The sequence below is a fragment of the Streptomyces sp. NPDC059010 genome (assembly GCF_042740355.1).
In the GTDB taxonomy this organism is placed as follows: domain Bacteria; phylum Actinomycetota; class Actinomycetes; order Streptomycetales; family Streptomycetaceae; genus Streptomyces.
In genome coordinates this window covers 1-22,013 of record NZ_JBHYJA010000033.1, presented here as the reverse complement: position 1 = coordinate 22,013, position 22,013 = coordinate 1, and the positions used below count along the sequence as shown (strand labels likewise).

Annotated in this window: 13 protein-coding genes, 2 tRNA genes and 1 pseudogene; 5 read left to right on the top strand and 11 right to left on the bottom strand. The window is 71.5% G+C overall.

The window, feature by feature from the left end:
• Window positions 1–91 precede the first annotated feature (91 nt).
• The 7 genes from ACFWYS_RS30685 to ACFWYS_RS30655 all read right to left on the bottom strand — a co-directional run bounded on the left by ACFWYS_RS30685 (window position 92) and on the right by ACFWYS_RS30655 (window position 9,523).
• Window positions 92–1,597, bottom strand: a complete 1,506-nt coding sequence (locus ACFWYS_RS30685; protein WP_384775846.1) for an MFS transporter — start codon at window positions 1,595–1,597, stop codon at window positions 92–94.
• Window positions 1,598–1,721: 124 nt separating this feature from the next.
• Window positions 1,722–3,938: an ArnT family glycosyltransferase gene (locus ACFWYS_RS30680; RefSeq protein WP_384775844.1), complete on the bottom strand. Its 2,217-nt coding sequence runs from the start codon at window positions 3,936–3,938 to the stop codon at window positions 1,722–1,724.
• Entirely contained in the window at window positions 3,935–5,413 is a 1,479-nt protein-coding gene (locus tag ACFWYS_RS30675; RefSeq protein WP_384775842.1) for a glycosyltransferase, read from the bottom strand. The genes ACFWYS_RS30680 and ACFWYS_RS30675 overlap by 4 nt, the downstream gene beginning before the upstream one ends.
• Before the next feature lie 14 nt (window positions 5,414–5,427).
• The gene (locus tag ACFWYS_RS30670) at window positions 5,428–7,080 is read right to left on the bottom strand and encodes an ATP-binding protein (RefSeq protein WP_384775840.1); all 1,653 of its coding nucleotides are present in this window, start codon (window positions 7,078–7,080) and stop codon (window positions 5,428–5,430) included.
• Window positions 7,077–7,817, bottom strand: a complete 741-nt coding sequence (locus ACFWYS_RS30665; RefSeq protein WP_272115418.1) for a response regulator transcription factor — start codon at window positions 7,815–7,817, stop codon at window positions 7,077–7,079. Before ACFWYS_RS30665 ends, ACFWYS_RS30670 begins: the two co-directional genes overlap by 4 nt.
• A gap of 211 nt (window positions 7,818–8,028) precedes the next feature.
• Window positions 8,029–8,913 (bottom strand): DUF2797 domain-containing protein, encoded by an 885-nt coding sequence (locus ACFWYS_RS30660; RefSeq protein WP_384775837.1) that lies wholly within the window; start codon window positions 8,911–8,913, stop codon window positions 8,029–8,031.
• A 226-nt stretch (window positions 8,914–9,139) separates the two neighbouring features.
• Window positions 9,140–9,523: an HGxxPAAW family protein gene (locus tag ACFWYS_RS30655; RefSeq protein WP_384775835.1), complete on the bottom strand. Its 384-nt coding sequence runs from the start codon at window positions 9,521–9,523 to the stop codon at window positions 9,140–9,142.
• 78 nt (window positions 9,524–9,601) lie between these two features.
• Here ACFWYS_RS30655 and ACFWYS_RS30650 point away from each other — a divergent pair, with 78 nt between their 5' ends.
• The gene (locus ACFWYS_RS30650) at window positions 9,602–10,126 is read left to right on the top strand and encodes a MarR family winged helix-turn-helix transcriptional regulator (protein WP_384775833.1); all 525 of its coding nucleotides are present in this window, start codon (window positions 9,602–9,604) and stop codon (window positions 10,124–10,126) included.
• Window positions 10,127–10,367: 241 nt separating this feature from the next.
• A pseudogene (locus ACFWYS_RS30645) lies at window positions 10,368–10,868 on the top strand (hypothetical protein); the annotation flags it as partial.
• 9 nt (window positions 10,869–10,877) lie between these two features.
• Here ACFWYS_RS30645 and ACFWYS_RS30640 read toward each other — a convergent pair.
• Entirely contained in the window at window positions 10,878–11,543 is a 666-nt protein-coding gene (locus ACFWYS_RS30640; RefSeq protein ID WP_384775832.1) for an isochorismatase family protein, read from the bottom strand.
• Window positions 11,540–12,607, bottom strand: a complete 1,068-nt coding sequence (gene rutA / locus ACFWYS_RS30635) for a pyrimidine utilization protein A (protein ID WP_384775830.1) — start codon at window positions 12,605–12,607, stop codon at window positions 11,540–11,542. Before rutA ends, ACFWYS_RS30640 begins: the two co-directional genes overlap by 4 nt.
• Window positions 12,608–12,854: 247 nt before the next feature.
• Between rutA and ACFWYS_RS30630 the strand changes: the two genes are divergently transcribed.
• Window positions 12,855–15,800 carry a SpoIIE family protein phosphatase gene (locus tag ACFWYS_RS30630; protein ID WP_384775828.1) on the top strand — a complete coding sequence of 982 codons (2,946 nt, stop codon included), beginning with the start codon at window positions 12,855–12,857 and terminating at the stop codon, window positions 15,798–15,800.
• A gap of 127 nt (window positions 15,801–15,927) precedes the next feature.
• Here the strand turns inward: ACFWYS_RS30630 and ACFWYS_RS30625 are convergent.
• Together ACFWYS_RS30625 and ACFWYS_RS30620 are read right to left on the bottom strand one after the other, a co-directional pair.
• A tRNA-Arg gene (locus tag ACFWYS_RS30625) sits at window positions 15,928–16,000 on the bottom strand.
• A gap of 189 nt (window positions 16,001–16,189) precedes the next feature.
• Window positions 16,190–16,280: transfer RNA gene (locus ACFWYS_RS30620), tRNA-Ser, on the bottom strand.
• A gap of 181 nt (window positions 16,281–16,461) precedes the next feature.
• On the opposite strand from ACFWYS_RS30620, the gene ACFWYS_RS30615 reads away from it, so the two are divergent.
• Together ACFWYS_RS30615 and ACFWYS_RS30610 are read left to right on the top strand one after the other, a co-directional pair.
• Window positions 16,462–16,971, top strand: a complete 510-nt coding sequence (locus tag ACFWYS_RS30615; protein WP_384775826.1) for an SSI family serine proteinase inhibitor — start codon at window positions 16,462–16,464, stop codon at window positions 16,969–16,971.
• 320 nt (window positions 16,972–17,291) lie between these two features.
• On the top strand, window positions 17,292–21,848 hold the full coding sequence (locus ACFWYS_RS30610; protein WP_384775824.1) for a PAS domain-containing protein: 4,557 nt from the start codon (window positions 17,292–17,294) through the stop codon (window positions 21,846–21,848).
• Window positions 21,849–22,013 lie beyond the last annotated feature (165 nt).

Here is a 22,013-nt window from a genome sequence, read left to right as displayed (position 1 = left end):
CGCGGGGCTGTACCGACATGCGGCTCCGCCGCGTGGGCGCGAGAAACCACCGACAACCCGCAGTCGCCCGACCACCTCATGCCCCGAGCTCTCAGGCGGACTCTGCCCGCTCAGCCCGCCGAAGCAACGCCGCCGCGACTACACCACCGGCCAGCACAGCAACCGCCCCCACCAACTGACTGGTCTCCAGGCCGGAGGCAAACGCATCCGTGATCCGCCCCCGCTCCGCCTCCGACCCCGCCTCGGCCAACGCCCCCGGCAGGGACACCGCCGCAACCGGAACCAGCGCGGCGAAGCGGGAGTTGAGCACCGCGCCGAGCACCGCGACGCCCAGGCCCTGCCCGAACTCCGCCACCGTGCCGTTGATACCGGCGCCGACCCCGGCCTTCTCCGGCGGAATCGCGCTCATGATCGCGTGCGCCATCGCGGGACTGGCGATCGCGGCACCCACACCGATCAGCACCAGACCCAGCAGCGTGCCCGGATACCCGTGCTCGGTGAGCGTCGCGATCGAGACCAGGCCGGCGGCCATCGCCGTCATGCCCAGCCCGATGGAGAAGGGAGTGCCGAGCCTGCCCGACCACTTCGCCGCCACTCCGGTGAAGTTCAGGGCCACGATCATCAGCGCGAGCGGCGCCGTACGCAGACCCGCCTCCAGAGGGCCGTAGCCGAGTACGAACTGCATGTGCTGGGTGAGCAGGAAGAGCGAACCGCCCATCCCGAACGCGATCAGCACCGCGCCCGCGACGGCACCCGTGAACCGGCGATTAGTGAAGAAGTGCATGTCGAGCATGGGGTACGGGATCCGGCTCTCCCAGTACGCGAAGCCGGCCAGCACCACGACCGCGACCGTGGCCGACGCCAGCACCCTGCCGGACGTCCAGCCGTGCTCGGGTCCGGAGATGATCGCGAAGACCAGGGCGGACATGCCGATCGTGGACAGTACGGCGCCGAGCAGGTCGGGGCGGTCACCCTGGGGGTTCTTGGACTCGGGCACCAGGATCACGACCGCCACCAGGGCGAGCGCCGCGACCGGCAGGTTGATCAGGAAGATCGCCCCCCACCAGAAGTGGTCCAGCATGAAGCCGCCGATGAGCGGTCCGGCCGCGAAGCCCAGCGAGTTGACGGCGGCCCAGATGCCGATCGCCTTCGGCTGCTCCTCGGGCGTGAAGATCTGCATCGCCACGGCCAGCGTGGTGGTCATCAGCAGCGCGCCGCCCACACCCATGCCGGCCCGGGCCGCGATCAGCTGGCCGGAGCTGTCCGCCAGCCCGGCCACCAGCGAGCCGATCCCGAACAGTGCGAGACCCATGGCCAGCATCTTCTTGCGGCCGTAGCGGTCGGCGGCGCTGCCCGCGGTCAGCAGCAGACCGGACTGCACGAGCGAGTACGCGTTGATCATCCACTGGATGTCCGAGGTGGCGGCGCCCAGTTCGCTGGTGAGCGAGGGGATCGCCACGTTCAGGATCGTGTTGTCGAGCAGCACGGTGAGCTGCGCGAGACAGATGACACCGAGGATCAGCCAGCGTTGAGGGTGGCCGCCCGGTGACTGGGGCTGCGGCTGGGCCGGGGCCTGTTCCTGGGGGGACGTGGTCATGTTGTACACCGTAGAACACTTCCTATACAGCGTACAACGCAAATACAGGGCTACAGAGATACAGGGCTACGGAGATACGGAAAAGGGGCGGTGGCCCGAGCCACCGCCCCTCGTCGCGGGACCGTCAGCTGTCGCTCTTGGGCTGCGTCAGGTCGTAGAACGTGGTGCCGTCGACCGTCACCGACTCGAAGTTCTCCTGGACCCAGGAGGTGATCTGCGAGGAGGTGCCGTTGCTGCTGCCACCCATGCCGCCGCCGCTGCCACCGGCGATGAAGTAGTGGATCTTGCCGTCCTCCACGTACTTCTTGAACTCGGCCAGCGTCGGGGACGGGTCGGTGCCGTTGAAGCCGCCGATCGCCATCACCGGGTCGCCGGTGGAGAGCTGGTAGCTCGCCGCGTTCTGGGCGCCGATGGCCGCGGCCGCCCAGGTGTAGTGGCCGGCGTCCTTCTCCAGCAGCGCCTTGGCCTCGTCGCTGACGCTGGCGCCGTTGAGCAGACCGCCCATGCCGCCACCGCCGCCGTCACCCTGACCACCGCCGGGCATGCCGCCCTGCTGGTTCTGGCCCTGGCCCTGGTTCTGACCCTGGCCCTGGCCCTGGGTGTTGCCGTTGCCGTTCTGCTGGCCCGGCATACCGCCACCGGGGAAGCCGTTGCCACCCTGCTGGTTCTGACCCTGCTGCCCCTGCTGGCCGGGCATGCCGCCCCCGCCGGGACCACCGCCCATGCCGCCGCCACCGCCGGGGCCGCCACGGCCGCCCGCGACCGCGGGACCGGCGGTGACGATCGAGCCGGTGTGCCCCTCGTTCACCGTGGTGAGGGTGTACGCGGTCGGCCCGGCCAGCGCCGCGGCAAGGCCCAACCCGACGACGCCCATGGTCAGTTGACGTCCCAGCTTCGAGGCGAAGACCAGGCCCAGCGCGGCGGCGAGACCCCCGACCAGGACGGCCCACTTCAGCCACGGCAGATAGTCGGAGGAGCGGTTGAGCAGGACGTATCCCCAAGCCGCCGTGGCCGTCATCGCACCCGCGAGCGTCAGGGACGCCCCGGCCTTCTCCCGCCTCTCCCAGAGCAGCGCCGCGCCCATGCCGATCAGCGGGGCGATGTAGGGGGCGAGGGCGACCGTGTAGTACTCGTGGAAGATGCCCTGCATATAGCTGAAGACCAGCATGGTCGTGACCAGCGCGCCGCCCCAGACCAGGAACGAACCGCGCGTCACCGACGTACGGCGTGCCTTGCGTGTCGCCACCAGGCCCGCGGCCAGCAGGATCAGCGCGGCCGGGATCAGCCAGGAGATCTGGCCGCCGATGCTGGAGCTGAAGAGGCGGTCCCAGCCGGTCTCGCCCCAGTTGCCGCCGGCGTTTCCGCCTCCGCCGCCACCGCCGACGCTGCCGGTCTCGTCGCCGTTGAGGCGGCCGAGGCCGTTGTAGCCGAAGGTCAGTTCAAGGAAGGAGTTGTTCTGGGAGCCGCCGATGTAGGGGCGGGAGGAGGCGGGCCACAGCTCGACGACGGCGACCCACCAGCCGCCGGAGACGACGATCGCCGCCAGTCCCGCGGCCAGTTGGCCGATGCGCTTCTTCACCGACACCGGCGCGCAGACCGCGTACACGATCGTGAGCGGCGGCAGGATCAGGAAGGCCTGCAGGGTCTTGGCGAGGAACGCGAAGCCGATCGCGACACCGGCCCACACCAGCCACCTGGTACGGCCGTCCTCCAGGCCCCGGATGACGAAGTAGCAGGCCACGGCCATCAGCAGGGCCAGCATCGCGTCCGGGTTGTTGAACCGGAACATCAGCGCCGCGACGGGGGTGAGCGCGAGCACCGCGCCCGAGATCAGACCGGCGGCAGGGCTGAAGCGACGGCGTACGGCCGCGTAGACGACAGCCACCGTGCCGACGCCCATCAAGACCTCGGGGAGCAGGATCGCGAACGAGCTGAGGCCGAAGAGGCGGACCGACAGGGCCATCGGCCACAGCGATGCCGGGGGCTTGTCGACGGTGATGGCGTTGGCCGCGTCCAGCGAGCCGAAGAAGAACGCCTTCCAGGACTCGCTGCCGGCCTGGACGGCCGCCGAGTAGAAGGAGTTGGCGTAGCCGGAGGCGCTCAGGTTGTAGAGGTAGAGGAGGAGGGTGGCGAGGAGGAGGCCGAGGAAGGCGGGGCGGGCCCAGCGCGGGTCCTCGGGACGGCCGCGCCACAGCCGTCGTAGGAAGGGCTGCTTGGGTTCGCCGGAGTCGGGGTCCGGCGCGGCCGGGGGTGGGCCCCAGATGGCGGTGCTCGTGCCTCTGCCGTAGGGCTCGTGGGTGTCGTGGGTGTCGTGGGTCTGCTGGTCGTAGTGGACGGTCATCGGGAGTCCCTTGAGTCGGTGTCGTGCGGGCGCACCGGCTGCAGCTGCATGGTGGCGTCCCGCCAGGTGCCGTCCGCGGCTTCACCGGCGCGGAACTGTGCGGTCTCGTACGGGTGGTGGGGCACTCGGCGCTGCGGGAGCGGACCGTGATGGCCGGGCTGCTGCGCCATGGAGAAGGTCTGCGAGGACGGGTTGTGGGGCGGGGTGTGCGAGGCGACGACCATGGACTCGGTGTCGCGTCGGTCCGGGAACACCCACGCCCGGAAGAGCAGGAAGCGCAGCACGGTCGCCGCGAGGTTGGCGGCGATGAGGACCGCGAGTTCGGTGGAGTGCGCCGGGTCGCTGGTGGCCGCGTTGAGGGCGGCGAGCGAACCGCTGGTCAGGGCGAGTCCGATGCCGAAGACGACCAGGCCCTGCGCCTGGTGGCGTACGGCGCCGCCGCGGCCGCGCACTCCGAAGGTGAGGCGCCGGTTGGCGGCCGTGTTGGCGATCGCGGAGACCAGCAGGGCGAGCGCGTTGGCGATCTGCGAGCCGGTGAAGACCCGGAAGCCGCTGTAGAGGAGCAGATAGAACAGGGTGGACAGGGCGCCGACGACGCAGAAGCCGACGAGCTGGCGGGCCAGACCTCGGGGGACGTCCTGGACGTCGCGGTCGCGGGGGTCGTCGCCGAAGGGGCGGGCGAGCCGGTCCAGCGGCAGTGCACCGGTGGTGAGCGCCTTGCCCACCCGCCACACGCCCTTGAGGTCGTCGGTCGCCGTCTTCACGATGTGGACGGTGGAGTCGGGGTCGTCGACCCAGTCGACGGGGACTTCGTGGATACGGAGTCCGGCCCGCTCGGCGAGTACCAGCATCTCGGTGTCGAAGAACCAGCCGGTGTCCTCCACCAGCGGCAGCAGCACCTGCGCGACATCCCGGCGGATCGCCTTGAAGCCGCACTGGGCGTCCGAGAAGCGGGCCTGGAGCGAGCCGCGCAGGATGAGGTTGTACGAGCGGCTGATGAACTCCCGCTTCGCCCCACGCACCACACGCGAGGAGCGGGAGAGACGGGAACCGATCGCGAGGTCGGAGTGACCCGAGATCAGCGGCGCCACCAGGGGGAGCAGCGCGTTGAGGTCGGTGGACAGGTCCACGTCCATGTAGGCGAGGATCGGGGCGTCCGAGGCGGACCAGACGGTCCGCAGCGCCCGGCCGCGGCCCTTCTGCTCCAGCCGGAACGCCCTGACCTCAGGGAGCTCCGCCGCCAGCCGCCGCGACACCTGGGGGGTGGTGTCGGTCGACGCGTTGTCCGCGATCGTGATGCGGAACGCGTACGGGAAGGTGCGCTTGAGGTGATCATGCAGTCTCAGCACACACGGCTGGAGGTCCTTCTCCTCGTTGTAGACGGGGATCACTACGTCCAGGACAGGCGTACCGGCGTCGCCGGCCGGGAGGTGCTCCCGCGCCGGCAGGGTGCCGGGAGAAGAGTCGGTTCGCATGGAACCGACTTTCGTCAGGCGCCCTGTTCCACCGGTGTGGTGACGCTGTGCTGTGCCTGTGAGTGCTGCTGCCAGCTCATTTCGGGGCTCGGCGGCGCGGGGAGCGCCGGCAGGTGCACCGTGAAGACGGTGCGCCCGGGCACGCTGTCGACGGTCACGGCACCGCCGTGCGCGGTGGCCACGGCTTGCACGATGGCCAGGCCGAGGCCGGTGGAGCCGGTGGCACGGGAGCGTGCGGAGTCGCCGCGGGCGAACCGTTCGAAGACGTGCGGAAGCAGATCCTGCGGGATTCCCTGCCCGTTGTCCTCGACGTCCACGCACAGCCATGGACCGCGCCGCTGAACACGGGCGGTGACGGTCGTGCCGGGTGGGGTGTGATTGCGGGCGTTGCCGAGGAGATTGACCAGCACCTGTTGCAGACGTGCCGCGTCCGCCGAGACGAGCGCGGGTTCGTCGGGCAGGTCGAGCCGCCAGTTGTGGTCCATGCCGGCGGCGCGGGCGTCGCTGATGGTGTCCACGACGAGGGGGATGAGGTCGGTCTGCTCGAACTGCAGGGGCCGTCCGGCGTCCAGCCGCGCGAGCAGCAGCAGATCCTCGACGAGCAGGGTCATACGCCCGGCCTCGGACTCGATACGGCCGAGGGCGTGCTTGGTGTCCGGGCCGACGTCTTCCCTGCCCCGTCTGGTGAGTTCGGCGTATCCCCGGATGGAGGCGAGCGGCGTACGCAGCTCATGGCTGGCGTCGGCCACGAACTGCCGGACGCGCATCTCGCTCTGCTGGCGGGAGTGCAGGGCGCCGTGGACGTGGTCCAGCATCCGGTTGAGCGCGGCACCGACCCGGCCGACCTCGGTGTGCGGGTCGGTCTCGGACTCGGGGACGCGTTCGCTGAGGTTGACCTCGCCGGTGTGCAGGGGGAGTTCGGAGACCCGGGTGGCGGTGGCGGCGACCCGGCGCAGCGGGCGGGTGGCGACGCCGACGATCACGGTGCCGGCGATACCGGCGGCGACGAGGGCGGCGGCGGTGACGCTGGCCTCGATGAGCATGAGGGTGTTGAGGGTGCTGCTGACGTCCTTGGTGGGGATGGCGACGTAGTAGCTGCGGGTGCCGTCGAGGCTGGTCCGGTACAGGACGCGGTATTCGCCGAGGCTGCCCAGGTCGACGGTGTGCTGCCGGTTGTCCTGAGCGACCTTGTTGAGCGCCGCCTCCTGGGCTTCGGTGAGGTTGTTGGCCACCATGCCGAAGCTGTCGCCCGCGGTGCTGTCGTCGGTCCGCTGGCCGACCTTGGCCTCGGTGATGACGCCGTTCCGGACCAGGGCGATGACCGTGCCGGACGACCCCGGGCCGCCGGCCCGCTTGGCGAACTCACTGAGGTCGAAGGACTGGGAGGCCTTGCCGGGCGTGTCGCTCTTGTTCGGGTCGCTCTTGCCGGGGTCGTTCTTGTTGGGGTCGGCGCCGGGAGGCTTGCCTGCGGCCCGCTCGCCGACCTCGGCGAGCTGGCTGCCCAGTTGTTCGTACAGGTGCGAACGCAGCGCGAGCGTCGTCACCGTACCGATCACCGCACACACCACGGCGATCAGCACCACGGACGCGACGACGAGCCGCGTCCGCAGGGTGCGCGGCTGACCCGCCCGTCTCTTCTGCGCACGCGGTCGTCGTCGCCCGCTCATGACGCCGCGGGCTTGATCAGATAACCGGCACCACGCCGGGTGTGGATCATCGGCTCGCGGCCGGCGTCGATCTTCCGGCGCAGGTAGGAGATGTAGAGCTCGACGACATTGGCCTGCCCGCCGAAGTCGTAGGACCAGACGCGGTCGAGTATCTGGGCCTTACTGAGCACCCGCCGCGGATTGCGCATCAGGAAGCGCAGCAGCTCGAACTCGGTGGCGGTGAGGTGGATGGACTGCCCGCCCCGCGAGACCTCGTGGCTGTCCTCGTCCAGCGTCAGGTCGCCGACCACGAGCACGGAGTCGGACCGCCGGTCGGCCGCACCGGAGCGCCGGATGAGCCCACGCAGCCGCGCGACGACCTCTTCGAGGCTGAACGGCTTGGTGACGTAGTCGTCGCCACCGGCGGTGAGCCCGGCGATCCGGTCCTCGACGGCGTCCTTGGCGGTGAGGAAGAGGACAGGAACGTCCGGCAGCTCACGGCGCAGCCGCCCCAGAACGGTCAGCCCGTCCATGTCCGGCAGCATCATGTCCAGGACGACGGCATCGGGCCGGAAGTCGCGCGCGGTCTGTATCGCGCCGGTGCCGTCACCGGCACTCCGGATCTGCCATCCCTCGTAGCGAAGGGCCATGGACAGCAGTTCGGTGATCGACATCTCGTCGTCCACCACAAGCACTCGGACGGGGCTCCCGTCCGGCCTCAGCAGTTCGGTGCGCCCCTGGGGCGAGGTCGTGGTCATGCTGGAAACAATGTCGGGGTCCTCTTAGAACACGCTTTCCGAAACCTGTGAATCTCCTGAGAAACGCACAGGAACCTCTAAGGGGGCACTTGGGTGATCGACACGAGAGACCCGCGATCACGCCGGGACACACGGCAGGACAGGGCAGGACAGGGCGGGGCACGGCGGGATACGGCGGGCCTCCCGCTCGGGAATCTCTCCCCTTCCCGGCTCAGAACAGACTGTCCTGCGCGCTTTTCTCGCGCTTGAACTCCCTTGTCGGCACGGTGAGTTCACCCTCTTTTGCCAGAGCCCCGACCGGAACCAACTCCCACCCCCGCATCAACCGCGTGTCCAGTACGACGACCCCGCCTCCGACCGCCAGATGCAGATCCGGCCCCGCAGCCGCCGCCAACCGCCCGCTCACCACCCCGCCCGCGACAAGCTCGGTCACCTCCCCGACGGCATCCGGCAGCTCCGCCAGCCCGAACGCCCCGGCGTGGTCGACCGGTTGGCAGGGCTCAGGGGTGAGGGACTCCGGCCAGCCCTCCAGCGCGACCGCCCGGGCGTGCAGGTCTCGCACCTCCGCCGCCCGCTCCGTCGCCGACATCGGCAGCGCGGACCGTACCGCCCGCTTGTCGACGTACGGAATCCGGTCCGGGACCCGCAGTGCCGCCCGCAACAGCTCCTCTGCGCGCCGTGCCGCCATCAGCGGGCCGGCGCCGAGCCAGGTGAAGCAGACCGCGCCCTGCTCCAGCAGCCGTGCCGAGCCGCGTTCAAGGGCGGTGATGCCGACCTTGGTCATCCCGGGGCCGAACCACGCCAGATATACGTGGTACGGGCGTGGATCGTCCGCGATCGTGTCCGCGGCCACCGAGTGCGCCCGGTCCAGCCGCGCACACTCCTCGCACCGCACCCCCGTACTCCGCCCCGGCACGACCGCCCGTACCGGACACGCATGTCCCCGCGCTCCCACGCATGTCCGCACTCCCCCTTCCGCGACCCCGAACGCCACCCGTTTCCCCCAGGTCAGCGCGGAGCGCCGACCGCCGTCCCACGCCAGCTCCGGGCCGTCCGCCGACCATCGCAGCCCCGAGCATCTCCATGCCTGTGCCATCGCTCACCGAGCCTAGGGGCTGCCACTGACAACGCCCCTTCAGCGACGGACTGGCCGGCTGACCCAGCTGACCGGCCGACCCGAGTGACGCGGCGAACGGGGCTGGCCCGACTGTCGCGGCCGGCCGGACCGGCCGACTCGCCCGGCGGACGCGGCTGGCCCGACTGACGCGACCGACCGGCCGGCCCGGCTGGCCGACTCGCCCGGCTTTCCCGCGCCGCCCGGCTCAACCGGCTTCCACGACAGCAGGCTCCGGCTCCCGTTCCGGCTCCCCCGCCACCGGCACCACACCCGACGACGCCCCCACGCCCGCACGCCGCCCCCGTCCCGCCAGCCGGCATCCCCAGCAGTCCGCATGCCCGTCCCGCGCCGCCGGATCGCGCGCCCCCATCCGCCACTCACCGCGCGGCCGGACACCCGGAGGCTTGCCCCATCCGGTCAGATGCAGGGCCCAGGTGACCAGGACGCTCGCCGCCAGGATCCCCAGCCCGCCCACGATCAGCGCGGGCGAGACCATGCAGATCCCCGCCCCCACCACGGCGGAACCGAACGTCGCGATCGCGGTTCCGGTCCACCCCGCGACCGTGTGCCCCTCGTCATACTGGCTCACGTGCCCTCCTCCCGAGAATCTCTCACGTCGTAAGAAGTTTAGGCACTAAATCTCTCACGAGCTAAGGTAATAAGGAAGATGCAAGCCACGCCCCGTCCCACCGCCACCCCTGCCCAGGCGCTGGAGGCGATGGACTCCCTCATCGCCGCCCACCTGCTCGGGCAGCAGGAGATGGCCCAGCGGCTGGGCCTGAACATCACCGACCTGCTCTGTTTCGCCTGCGTCCTGAAGGCCGGCGAGAACCTGCTCACGGCGGGCGAACTCGCCGAGCACGCCCACGTCACGACCGGCGCCATGACCGGCATCCTCAACCGCCTGGGACGCGCCGGCTTCATCACCCGCCGCCCGGACCCGACCGACCGCCGCCGCGTCCGCGTGGCCGCCGTCCCGGACGCGATCGCCCGCGCCGAGGAGCTCTACGGCCCCTACTACGCCCGCCTCAACGATCTCTTCGCCTCGTACTCCACCGACGAGATCGCCGTACTCACGGACTGGTTCACCCGCACGACGGGGCTCGCACAGACGTACATCGACGAGATGCGCGACCAAGACCGTGAGCAGGACCGCGACCAGGACCGCGATCGGGCACCGGACAAGGCCTGACCCCCGCGCGTCCGCTCACTCGCCCGCCCGCTCGCCCGCCCCGCGTGGTGGAGACCGCTCCACCCTCGCTCCGGTAGATCACTCCATCGTTTCCGCGCACGTACGACGGCATCGTTGGGCCCGGTTGATCCCGGCTGAAGCCAGGTGGACACCGGCTGAAGCCCGGCTGAGGCCCCGCTGAAGCCGTGCCGGGATGAGCTGAATCCCTCAGAGATTCAGGTCCGCCCGGAAGGAAGCCGCCATGGAGTCGCAGCACCCGTCGAAGCCGAGCGCGTCCCGGCCGGGCGCCCTCGCCTCCTTCGCCCGGTTCGTGGTGTGCGGCGGCGGTGTCGGGCTGCTCGCCGGGGCAGCCGTACCACTGCTGGCCACGGTGATGCCCTGGGCGCTGGCGAACGCCCTGATCACCGTCGCCTCCACCCTTCTGTGCACCGAGCTGCACGCCCTGTTCACCTTCGGCACCGGACACCGCCCGGGCCTGCGCGAACACCTCCAGTCGGCGGGCTCGGCCACCGCCGCGTACCTGGTGACGACGGCCGCGATGCTCATACTCCGCGCCGTCCAGCCGTCCCCCACGCTGCTCCGGGAACAGGCCGTCTACCTCAGCGCCTCCGGCCTCGCCGGCATCGGCCGCTTCCTGGTCCTGCGGCTGTTCGTGTTCGCCGAGCGGACGAAGGAGGCGGCGCTTGTGCCTGTGCCTGTCCCTGTGCCTGTGCCTGTCAGCCGACCGCTGTCCAGTCCTGCTCAGCTGTCCTCAAGGCCGTTCACCTCTCCCCGCGAGATACTCCATGGCCTGCCCGATCGGCCACACCTCACCGATCTTGTGCCCGATGTCGAAGAGGTTCGCCGCGTGTACGCCCGGGTCCCGGTCGCCCACCGCCTCCTCCACGACCACGGGGACAAAGCCGTGCTGCATCGCGTCGAGCGCGGTGGCTCGTACACAACCGCTCGTGGAGAGCCCCGCGATCAGCACCGTATCGACTCTGTTCACGGTGAGGTACGCAGCCAGCGACGTGCCGAAGAAGGCGCTGGGGTACTGCTTGGTCACCGTCAACTCGTCCGCCGTGGGCGCCAGTCCGTCGATGAAGTCGCCGTACGGGCTTCCCTCGGCGAACACCCGAAGCGTCGGCACCTTGCGGAAGAAGACACCACCGTCGCCGCCGTCGGCCCGGAACCGCACCCGCGTCACGACCACCGGAATCCCCGCCCGCCGTGCCCCCGCGAGCAGCGCCTTCATCGCGTCGACGGCCGGTTCGACCCCGGCGTACAGGGGGCAGTCGGGGTCCACATAGGCACGGGCCGGGTCCACCAGCAGCAGGGCGGGGGACGTACCGGGGGCGAGCTGCCCGGCCAGTCCGGCACGCTCGTAGTCGCCGTCTCGCGAGACCGCCCCGTCCCGAGGCGTTCCGGACCCGCTCACGCCCGCCGGCACTTCATCAGCGGCTGAATACGCGTACCGAAGTCCTCGATGCCCGCCAGGAAGTCGTCGAAGACCAGCATGATCCCCTTGGTGCCGTCGACCTCGGCGACCTCGTCGAGCATCCGCGCCACACTCTCGTACGACCCCACGAGCGTGCCCATGTTGAAGTTCACCGCGCCCTCGGGCAGCACGATGGTGCGGGCCGTCGAGGAGTCGTCGGCGGTGGTGTCCGAGGCCGATTCGCCCGCCATGTAGGCGAGAGCGGCACGGTCGGCGTTGTCGTGGTAGTCCCGCCACTTGGCCTGCGCCGCCTCGTCGGTCTCGTCGGCGATGACCATGAAGAGGGAGAGCGCCCCGACGTCCCGGCCGCTCGCGCGCGCCGCGTCCACCAGCGTGGCCGTGGTGTCGGAGAAGGCGAGCGGAGTGTTGACACCGCTGCCCAGGATGAAGTTGTAGTCGGCGTGCTCGGCGGCGAACCGCATACCGGTGTTGCTCTGGCCGGCGGCGACGATGTCGATGTGCCCGTTCGCCGGGCGCGGCGACAGCACGCAGTCGTCCATCTCGTAGAACTCGCCCTTGAAGTCGCTGACGCCGTCGCGCCACAGCTCCTTCATCACGGTGACGTACTCGACGGCCCGGTCGTAGCGGTTGCCGAAGTGGTCGTCGCCGGGCCAGACGCCCATCTGGGAGTACTCGCCGGGCGCCCAGCCGGTGACGATGTTGACGCCGAAGCGGCCGGGGGCGATCGAGTCGACGGTGACGGCCATGCGGGCGACGATCGCGGGCGGCAGGACCAGGATCGGCGTGGAGGCGTACAGCTTGATGCGCTCCGTGACCGCGGCCAGGCCCGCCATCAACGTGAACGACTCCAGGCAGTGGTCCCAGAACTCGGTCTCACCGCCGAACCCCTTCAGCTTGATCATCGACAGCGCGAAATCGAGCCCGTGCTCCTCGGCTTTCTGCACGATGGCCTTGTTCAGCTCGAAGGTGGGCAGATACTGCGGTGAACTCTTCGATATGAGCCAGCCGTTGTTGCCGATCGGGATGAAGACACCGATGTCCATGCCGCTCCTCAGCGGGTTGTCAGCGGGTGGGGGGTACGCAGGTGATGCCGAGCGGCTGTTTCACGTGAAACAGCCGCGGACTTCAACTCGACGATTCAGCTCAATGATTCAACTCAACGATTCAACCTGTCGCGTCAACTCCACGCTAATCATGGGTGGTTGACGGCCTGTCGAGCAGCGGGATGAGGGGCGTAAGGATCTTGCGAAGCATCGATTCGGTTGAGCATGGAACGGTAAAGTCCGCACCATGAACGCTCGGCTGGCACTGCTCGGCACGGTGGCCCCCGGTGTCGCGGAAAGCGAAGTCTTCCGGCTGGCCCTGCAGCATGCGGTGGGCGAGCTGGGCGCGCTCGGCGGCATGATCCACCTCCGGGGCCCGATGTCCGCACTGCGCCTGGTGTCGACGGCCGGAATCCCGCCCGCCCTCACCCGCGGCTGGGAGATCATCGACCAGGAGGGCCCGCTGGCCCCGGCCCGCGCACTGCACGAGGGCAACGGCGTCTGGGTCCCGCTGAGCCCGTCCGGAGCGGTCGGCACCCCGGACGCCGCCTGGCCCGGCACCGGCCTCGCCGCGCTGCCGATGTACAGCAACAACCGCAGCACCGGCGCCCTCAGCGTCCTGATGGGCGACGAGGGCGAACCGGCCTTCGAGCACTGGGAGTTCCTGCGTGCCGTCATCGCCTGGACCGAGGACCGTATGGTCCAGGCGCCGCCGCCCAGCGGGCCCGCACAGCCGGAGCCGAACGGCGAGCGGCAGCGCCAGGCGCTGAAGGAGGTCAGCGTCGGCTCCTGGGACTGGAACATCCGCACCGGCGACCTGATCTGGGACGAAGCCGCCCTGGAGCTGTACGGCACCCGGCCGCAGGACTACACCGGCAAGGTCGAGAACTGGATGCGCTGCGTCCACCCCGACGACCTCCCGCCGACGCTGGCGGCGGCCGACCGGGCGATCCGCGAGGGCGGCGTCTTCGAGGCCGAGTACCGGGTGCGCAAGCTCGACGGCACCTGGGGCTGGACACAGGCCCGCGCCAGGGCGACGTACGACGAGAGCGGTGAGCCGCACCGGATGATCGGCGTGGGCTGGGACAGCGACGAGCCCCGGTCCGCCCGTGACGCGCTCGGCCGGGCCCTGCGCCATATGAGCGACGGCTTCCTTTCGATGGACGACGACTGGCGCATCACCTTCGCCAACGTGGAGGCCGAACGCACCCTGGGCTTCTCCGAGGAGGAGCTGTTCGGCCGACTGCTGTGGGACCTGCCCGCCGCGGAACAGGTGCCCGGCCTGGAGATCCGCTGCCGGCAGGCCGCCGCCGCGGAGAAGTCGATCAGCTTCGACGTACGGCTGCCCAACGGGCGCCTGTGCCATCTGCGGCTGGTCCCGGGCCCCGACGGGCGCACGATCTACTTCACCGACGTCACCGAGCGGCGGCGACTGGAGGAGGAACGCCGGTCCGCCGAGCGGGCGGCCTCCGAACGGGCCGCGCGGATAGCGGAGTTGACGGCCGCGCTCGCCAAGGCGACGACCTCGAAGGACGTGGTGGACGCGGTCGCCCGCGGGGTGCTGCCGCCGTTCGAGGCGACCGGCCTGGTGGTGCAGGCCGTGGAGGGCGACCGGCTGCACACCGTCGGATCCGTCGGCTACCCCGAGGACATCCTCGCCGTCCTCGACGGCCGCGAACGCACCGAACCCAGCCCGTTGTGGGACGCCATACTGGCCGGCGCCCCGCTGTTCATGTCCTCCCCGCAGGAGTTCGCCGCCCGCTACCCGGACATCGCCGACCTGCCCGACCGGGCCGGCAAGCAGGCCTGGGCGCTGCTCCCGCTCACCGCCTCCGGCCACACCTTCGGCATCTGCGCGGTCACCTTCGACCACCCGCGCCGCCTCACCGACGAGGAGCGCACCCTCCTCGCCGCGACCAGCGCCCTGGTCGCCCAGGCACTGGAACGGGCCCGCCTCTTCGACGCCGAACACACCCGGTCCCGCGAACTCCAGCGCAGCCTGCTCCCCCGCGACCTGCCCACCCACCCCGCCTGCACGGCCGCGGCCCGCTACCTCCCGGCCGGCCAGGGCATGGACGTCGGCGGCGACTGGTACGACATCATCCCGCTCTCCGGCGGCCAGGTGGCGCTGGTCGTGGGCGACGTGATGGGCCACGGCCTCCCCGAGGCGGCGACGATGGGCCGACTGCGCACCGCCGTCCACACCCTGGCCGACCTCGAACTGCCGCCCGACGAGATCATGAGCCACCTCAACGACATCGTCGGCGCGATGGGCGAGGAGTCGTATGTGACCTGCCTCTACGCCTTGTACGACTCCACGACCAGGGTCTGCTCCATAGCGAGGGCGGGCCACCCGCCACCCGCCCTGCTCCACCCGGACGGCACGGTCGTGTACCCGCCCCTGTCGGCCGACCCGCCCCTCGGCGCGGCGGAACCCCCCTTCGAGACGACGGAGATCCCGGTCCCCGAGGGCAGCGTGCTCGCCCTCTACACCGACGGTCTGGTCGAGTCGTCGAAGCGCGAGATGGACGAAGGCATGGCGGCCCTGGCCGACGTCCTCGGCACCTCCCACACGGACGGCACGGCGAAGGACCTGGAACAGCTCTGCGAGCGCGTCACCGCCGCCCTCCTCCCCGCCGACCACCAGGCCGCCGACGACGCGGCCCTCCTCCTGGCCCGCCTGCACGCCCTGCCCACGTCCCGGATGGCCGCCTGGCCCCTCCCCAAGGACCCGAGAGCGGCGGGCCAGGCCCGCGCCCTGATCCGCGATCAACTGGCGACCTGGGGCCTGGACACCCTCACCCCCACCACCGAACTCCTGGCCAGCGAGCTGGTCGGCAACGTCATCCGCCACGCCAAGGGCCCCCTCCGCCTACGCCTTCTGCACGGCGCCACCCTCGTCTGCGAGGTCTTCGACGGCAGCCTGACGATGCCCCGCATACGCCGCGCGACGGAAACCGACGAGGGCGGCCGCGGCCTCCAACTGGTCACGGCCCTGTCCCAACGCTGGGGCACCCGCTACACACCGACAGGCAAGTGCATCTGGACGGAACAGCCCCTGCACACCCCGGATCCACACCGCGAGCAAACCCCCGCCGACCCCCTGGAGCGCATGTTCCTGAGCGTCCCGGGCCTGGGCGAGGACTTCGACGGCGACCTGGAGTCACTGACCTTCGGCGACCAGGAGTTGTAGCCACGACGCCCGCGGGCACGGCAGGTGCGGACGCGACCCACGAGAGTCCGCCCGCCCGGTCCCGCAAAGGCGCCCGACAACAAGAAACGCCAGAGGCCCCGGATCTCTCCGGGGCCTCTGATCTATGTGCACTCGGCAGGATTCGAACCTGCAACCTTCTGATCCGTAGTCAGATGCTCTATCCGTTAAGCTACGAGTGCTTGTTCTGTTTTCCCGCCGCTTCCGGCCCTTTCGGCCCGCTCGCGGCGACAGGAAGAACATTACATGACCGGCGCCGCCATGTGAAATCCGTTTGCTATACCCCTTGTGACCTGGGGAAACACCATCTTGGGCGAGGTCTGTGAACGACGAAGCCCCGGTCCGTCGGACCGGGGCTTCGTGATCGAGCGCGGAGGCGGAGGGATTTGAACCCTCGATGGGCTTTAAGGCCCAAACCGCATTAGCAGTGCGGCGCCATAGACCGGACTAGGCGACGCCTCCAGCACAGCCGCTCGCGCGAGCGCGATTGGTGCGTGCAGATGATGACACAGTCGAGCGTGGTGTCACCAATCGACGTCCACGGTACTAGGCCGGGAGGCCACAGGGCAAAGCCCTTCCCGGCGCGCTTCGCGTCGCGCTTCGTGTCGCGCAACGTCGGAGGGCTCACGGCGTTAGTCAGGTCATGTTGCAGGTCAATCGTTCCGCCGCGCCCGGGCGCCTCCGCCGGATCCTCTTCGTCGCCGCCGGGTCCCTCGTCGCCGCCGGATCCGCCACCGCCGCGCCGGCCTCCGCATACGCCCAGGCCGCGCCGCTCCCCCTGACACCTCCGTCGATCCAAGAGCCCGGCCGCTCCGGCGACCACCTCACGATCACCGTCCGCGACGCCGGCAACGGCGCCGACGGCACCTTCGAGCTGTACTGCCACCCCGGCGGCGGTGATCACCCCGATGTCGCCGAGGCCTGCGCCACGCTCGACCGCGGCACCCGGTGGGGCAAGGACGCCTTCGCCCCCGTACCGGAAGACACGCTCTGCACCATGCAGTACGGCGGACCGGCCACCGCGCATGTCACCGGGACCTGGGCCGGGCGGCCCGTCGACGCGCGGTACGACCGCGGTGACGGGTGCCAGATCGGCCGGTGGGACCGGCTTGTGCCGGTACTGCCCGATCTGCGACAGGAAGGACGGTCGTAGACCGAGACGAGGAAGCGGGGTCTCCGGTACGTCGGTGTGGTGGATGTACAGGTGTCGTACAGGCTTTCCAAGGGGGACGCACCGGCTCCGTAAATGTCCCGCGAAGGTCTCGCGAAAACGGAAGGTTGCTGGAAGGAGGCGGGCAGGACGTCTGCGCTGGCGGTCATACGTTCTGGGTCACTTCGTCGTGCGACCTGCCTCTCATCCGGCGTCGCGAGCGCAACCCCAGCCCTTAGACTCCCTCGCGTGACACGCTGCGGGCCGGTTGGCAAGATGGCCTGAGCGGTCGGCAAGGTGCGGTAACAGGGAGGAAGCGTCTCGTGAGCAGCAGGCCATCCCGAGGCGCTGCTCGCCTCGCAGCCATACTCGACGCGCTTCCCGATGCGTTGGTGCTGGTCAACGCCAATGGGACCGTCGTCAACGCCAACACCATCGCCCTGGAGGCCTTCGAGGCGCCGGGGACCGCGTTGGTCGGGCGCGGGCTGCTCGATCTGCTGCCGCACTTCGACTCCAAGCTCATCCCGGGGTCCATGCGGCGGCCCGATCACATGGACCCGCAGGGGCGGACCAAGCCGACCCGGATGATGGCCCGGCGGACGGACGGCAGCGAGTTCCCGGTCGAAGTCACGTCCGCGAATCTTGAGAACGGGCAACAGGCCTACGACAGCTACGGCTACACCGGTGACGAGCTGCTCATGCTCGTCGTGCGGGACCTCTCCGGGACCGTCGACACCGAGGCCGAGCTGGCTCGTTCGCAGCGGCAGACCGAGATGATCCTGCGGGCCGCGTCCGAGGGTGTGATCGGGACCGACACCGACGGCCGGATCGTCCTCGTGAACCCGGCGGCCGCTCAGATACTGGGTTACCGGGCCAGTGACCTGGGAGGCCGGGAGCTCCACACGCTCGTACTCCACTCACGTGCCGACGGATCGCCCTTCCCGTACGAGGAGTCCGCGCTCGCCGACACCCTGCGCTCCGGACGCAAGCACCGGGTGCGCGGTCAGGTGCTGTGGTCCAAGGGCGGGGACAAGGTCTCCGTCGATCTGACGACCGCGCCCGTGCGCGACGGCGAACAGCTCGTCGGCGCCGTGATGACCTTCGCCGACCGCCGGCCCTACGACACCCTCGCCGAGGAGAAGGACGCCGCTCAGCAGCGGCACGAGGAGGAGCTGGAGCGGCTCGCCGAGGAGCACGCCTCCGAGCTGACGGCCCTGCGGCAGAAGCATGTGGCCGAGGTCGAGGAGCTGCAGGAGCGGCACCACGAGGAGCTCGCCGCCGGTGAGGACCGGTACGCGGCGCTCGGGGAGCGCGAGAAGGACCGGTTCGAGGCGCTGGCGGGCCGGCACGAGCAGCTGCTGACGCTGCTCGGGCGTTCGCTGCGCGGACCGCTCGACGAGCTGCGCCGTGAGCTGGCCGCGCTCGCCGCGGACGACGCGGGGCAGTTGTGGCCCGAGGCCAACCAGGTGCTGCATCACCTGTCGGCCGGGTACTCGCGGATCACCACGCTGATCGACAACGTCCTCGGGTACCAGCGGCTCGACACGGGTGGCGACACGGTCTCCCGTACGAAGGTGATGCTCGACGCCGTCGTCGCCGCGGGTGTCGACGGGGCCGTGGAGCTCATCGGGCCGGGACGGGTGCAGTTCGCCGTGCACGCGCCGCCCATCGAGGCCGAGGTCGACCCGCAGGCCCTCGCCACCGCGCTCGCGCATCTCGTCGCGGACGTCGCGGGGGTCGACGCGACCGGCAACGCGCCCGTGTCGGCTGGCGGTTACATGGACAACACCGTCGTCGTCGCGGCGGCGCAGCGCGGTGAGGTCGTACGGATCGAGGTGCGTGGGCCGTACGCCGGGGGAGACCCGGTGCACGAGCCGATCGTGCGCGGGATCGTGCGGGCCCACGGCGGTGTGCTGCAGACGCACGAGGTGCCGGGGATGAGCGGCAACGCGTACGTCCTCGAAGTACCGATCGGGGGCGGGGCCGGGGCCGTTGTCGCCGACGGCGTCGACCCCGCTGCCGGTGCGGCCGGTGCGGCCACCGGAGCCGGTGACGGGACCGAGGGTGCCGAGGGCGGTGCCGAGCAGAGTGCCGGGAGCGGGCGGCGGCGGGCCCGGCGGTCCTCCGTGGACGCCTTCCTGGACAGCGGCGACGTGCCCGACGCCGACGCTGGCGCCGATGCCGAGGGCGCGGCGCCCACCGGACGGCGGCGCAGGCGCGCGGCCGCGCCGCAGCTCCCGCAGGGCGCGGGGGACGGTGACGGCGAGGTCTCCGGCGGTACGGGACGACGCCGCGGGCGACCCGCCGAGGGCGGCGGGGACGGTGTCGCCGAGGGCGCCGTCGTCATGGCCGCCGAGCATGCGGCGGGCACTGCGGCCACCGGCAACGGCCTGGGTGGGACGGTGCCGCCGCAGGGCGTGCCCGCGCCCGGCGGACGACGTGCCCGGCGGGACGGGGAGCAGCACGCTCTGCCGCCCGCGCTGCCCGCGGGTGGTGACGGCGCCCAGCAGGGTTCCGCGCCGGGTTCGGGTACAGGTACGGGTACGGGTATGGCGGGCTCGGGTGAGGCTGCTCAGCCGACCGGGCGGCGTCGGCGTGCCCTGGCCGCGGCGTCCGAGCGTGCTGCCGCGCAGGCGCAGGCTCAGGAGGCGGGGCCTCGGAAGGTGTTCGCGCTGCCGCCCGCCGAGGCGGACCGGGCTGGCGCGCCCGGGGTGGAGGGGCAGGGTGGCCCTGAGCCGACCGCGGCTCCGGCACCCGCTGCGGCTTCGGCCACGGCTACGACTGCGACTGCGGCGCCCGCTGCTTCGGCTGGGGCTCCCGTGCAGACTCCGGGTGCGGTTCCGGGGCAGGTTCCGGCTGCCGTGCAGGCTCAGCAGCCTCCGGCTCGGGGCCACGGGCATGCTCAGGGGCACCCGGCGGCCCCGGCTCCGGTTCCGGCTCCCGGGCAGGGCGCTCCCGCCGACGTCCTCGTCGACGAGGGCCGGCACGACGCCGTACCGCACGACCAGGCCGACGACCACACCCCGCCGCAGCCGCATCCGACCAGCGCGCCGACCGGGCGTCGCCGACGGGCCGTGGGCCAGCCGGCCGGCGCGGCCGGGACGTCTGCGCAGGAGGTTCCGGCGCAGGCCGCCGCCGCTCAGTCCGCCGCCGCTCAGGTTGCCGGGCAAGCGGCTCCGGGGCAGGTGGCTCCCGGACAGCCGGTACCGGTGCAGGGGCAGCCCCAGCCGGTTCCCGGTCAGGCCGCGGCCGCGCAGGCGGTTCCGGGTCAGGCCTTGCCGGCCGAGGCGACCCCCGGTCAGGGCATCCCCGGTCAGGGCGTCCCCGCGCAGGGCACGCCGGGCCAGGTCGCCCCGGCCCCGCAGCCGTGGCCCGCTGCCGACGACACGCCCGGCGCCGGGACCGCCGTACCGGCGAACGGCGCCGCAAGCCCCGTACCGCCGAATCCGGCCGCTCCTCAGCAGGCCCGGCCCCAGCCCGCCCCCGGCACTCCGGCTCCGGGCACGCCGCTGCCCGCCGAAGCCGCGGCGGCGGTGCCGGCCGCACAGCAGCAGCGTGCGGCGCAGCCGCTCCCGGCCGAGGCCGCCGCTCCGGGTGCGCCCGGGGCTCCCGTCGACCCGAACTCGACGCAGGGGCGGGCGATCAGTGTGCGGACCCTGGGGCAGGGGGTGCCGTTCACGCGGCAGGCGGCACAGGTGCAGCAGCCCTCGCAGGCCGCGCAGCCCGCGCTTCCTCAGGCGCCACAGCCGTCACAGTCAGCGCAGCCGTCACAGGCGTCGCAGTCTTCGGCCACGCCTCCCCCGCATCAGACCGCGGGCGGCGGACGGCGTCGCAAGCTGGGTACGCCGCCCGACCCCGCCGCTCGGGCCTCCGCCTCGGCGGAGCAGACGGCACGGCCGCATCCGCCGGCCGAGAAGCCGGTGCCCGCGCAGCAGACGCCCTCGCAGCAGATGCCCGCGCAGCCGTCGCTCGGTGGGCAGCAGCAGCCGTCGCTGGCCGGGCAGTCGCGGCCGGCGCCGTTGACCGACGGCGCCGGACGGTCGTACGCCATAGGCGCGCCGGACGAGAACGCCGCCGAGGGGCCCGAGCCGCTGGACGGGCCGGGCGGTGCCATCGAGGTGGCCGACACGCCGCGCCCGCAGCCGTTGGACGACGAGCTGCCGCCGGAGCCGCTCGACAACCCGCGTCGGCTGCTGGTGTGGCCCGCGCCGGATGTGACGACCCAGCAGGCGCTGAGCGACCGTGGCTACCGGCCCGTCATCGTGCACTCGCGCGAGGAGGTGGACGCGCAGATCGCGGCGTTCCCGGCCGCGCTGTTCGTGGACCCGCTGACCGGGCCGATCACCCGGACCGCGCTGCAGTCGCTGCGGCAGGCCGCCGTCGCGGCCGAGGTGCCGGTGATGGTGACGGCGGGGCTCGGACAGGCCTCGCGGGAGGCCGCGTACGGCGCCGACCCTGCCGTACTGCTGAAGGCGCTGGCCCCTCGGGACAGCGAGCAGCACCCGCCGCGCGTCCTGCTCATCGAGGAGCACGCCGAGATCGCGCTGGCGCTGACCGCGACGCTGGAGCGGCGCGGGATGCAGGTGGCGCGGGCCGCGAGCGACACCGACGCGGTGACGCTGGCGGGCGACTTCCGGCCGAACCTGGTCGTGATGGACCTGCTGCAGGTGCATCCCCGCCGGGCCGGGATCGTCGACTGGCTGCGCGCGAACGGGCAGCTCAACCGCACCCCGCTCGTCGTCTACACCGCCGCCGTCGACCAGGCCGACCTGCCCAGCCTGGCCTCCGGCGAGACGGTCCTGTTCCTCGCCGAACGGTCCACCAGCGCCGAGGTCCAGGCACGGATCGTGGATCTGCTGTCGCGGATCGGCACCAACTGACCGACGGTACGGTCGCGCCCCTGAAAGGGGCGCGGTGGGAGGGGCGCGGGGGGCCCCCCAACAACCGCCGACCCACCCACCCACACCCCCACCACCCCCCCCGCCCCGCCCAGCCCCGACGCCCCGTGGCACCACGCTCGCCCGGCCTTCGACGAGCCGGAACCG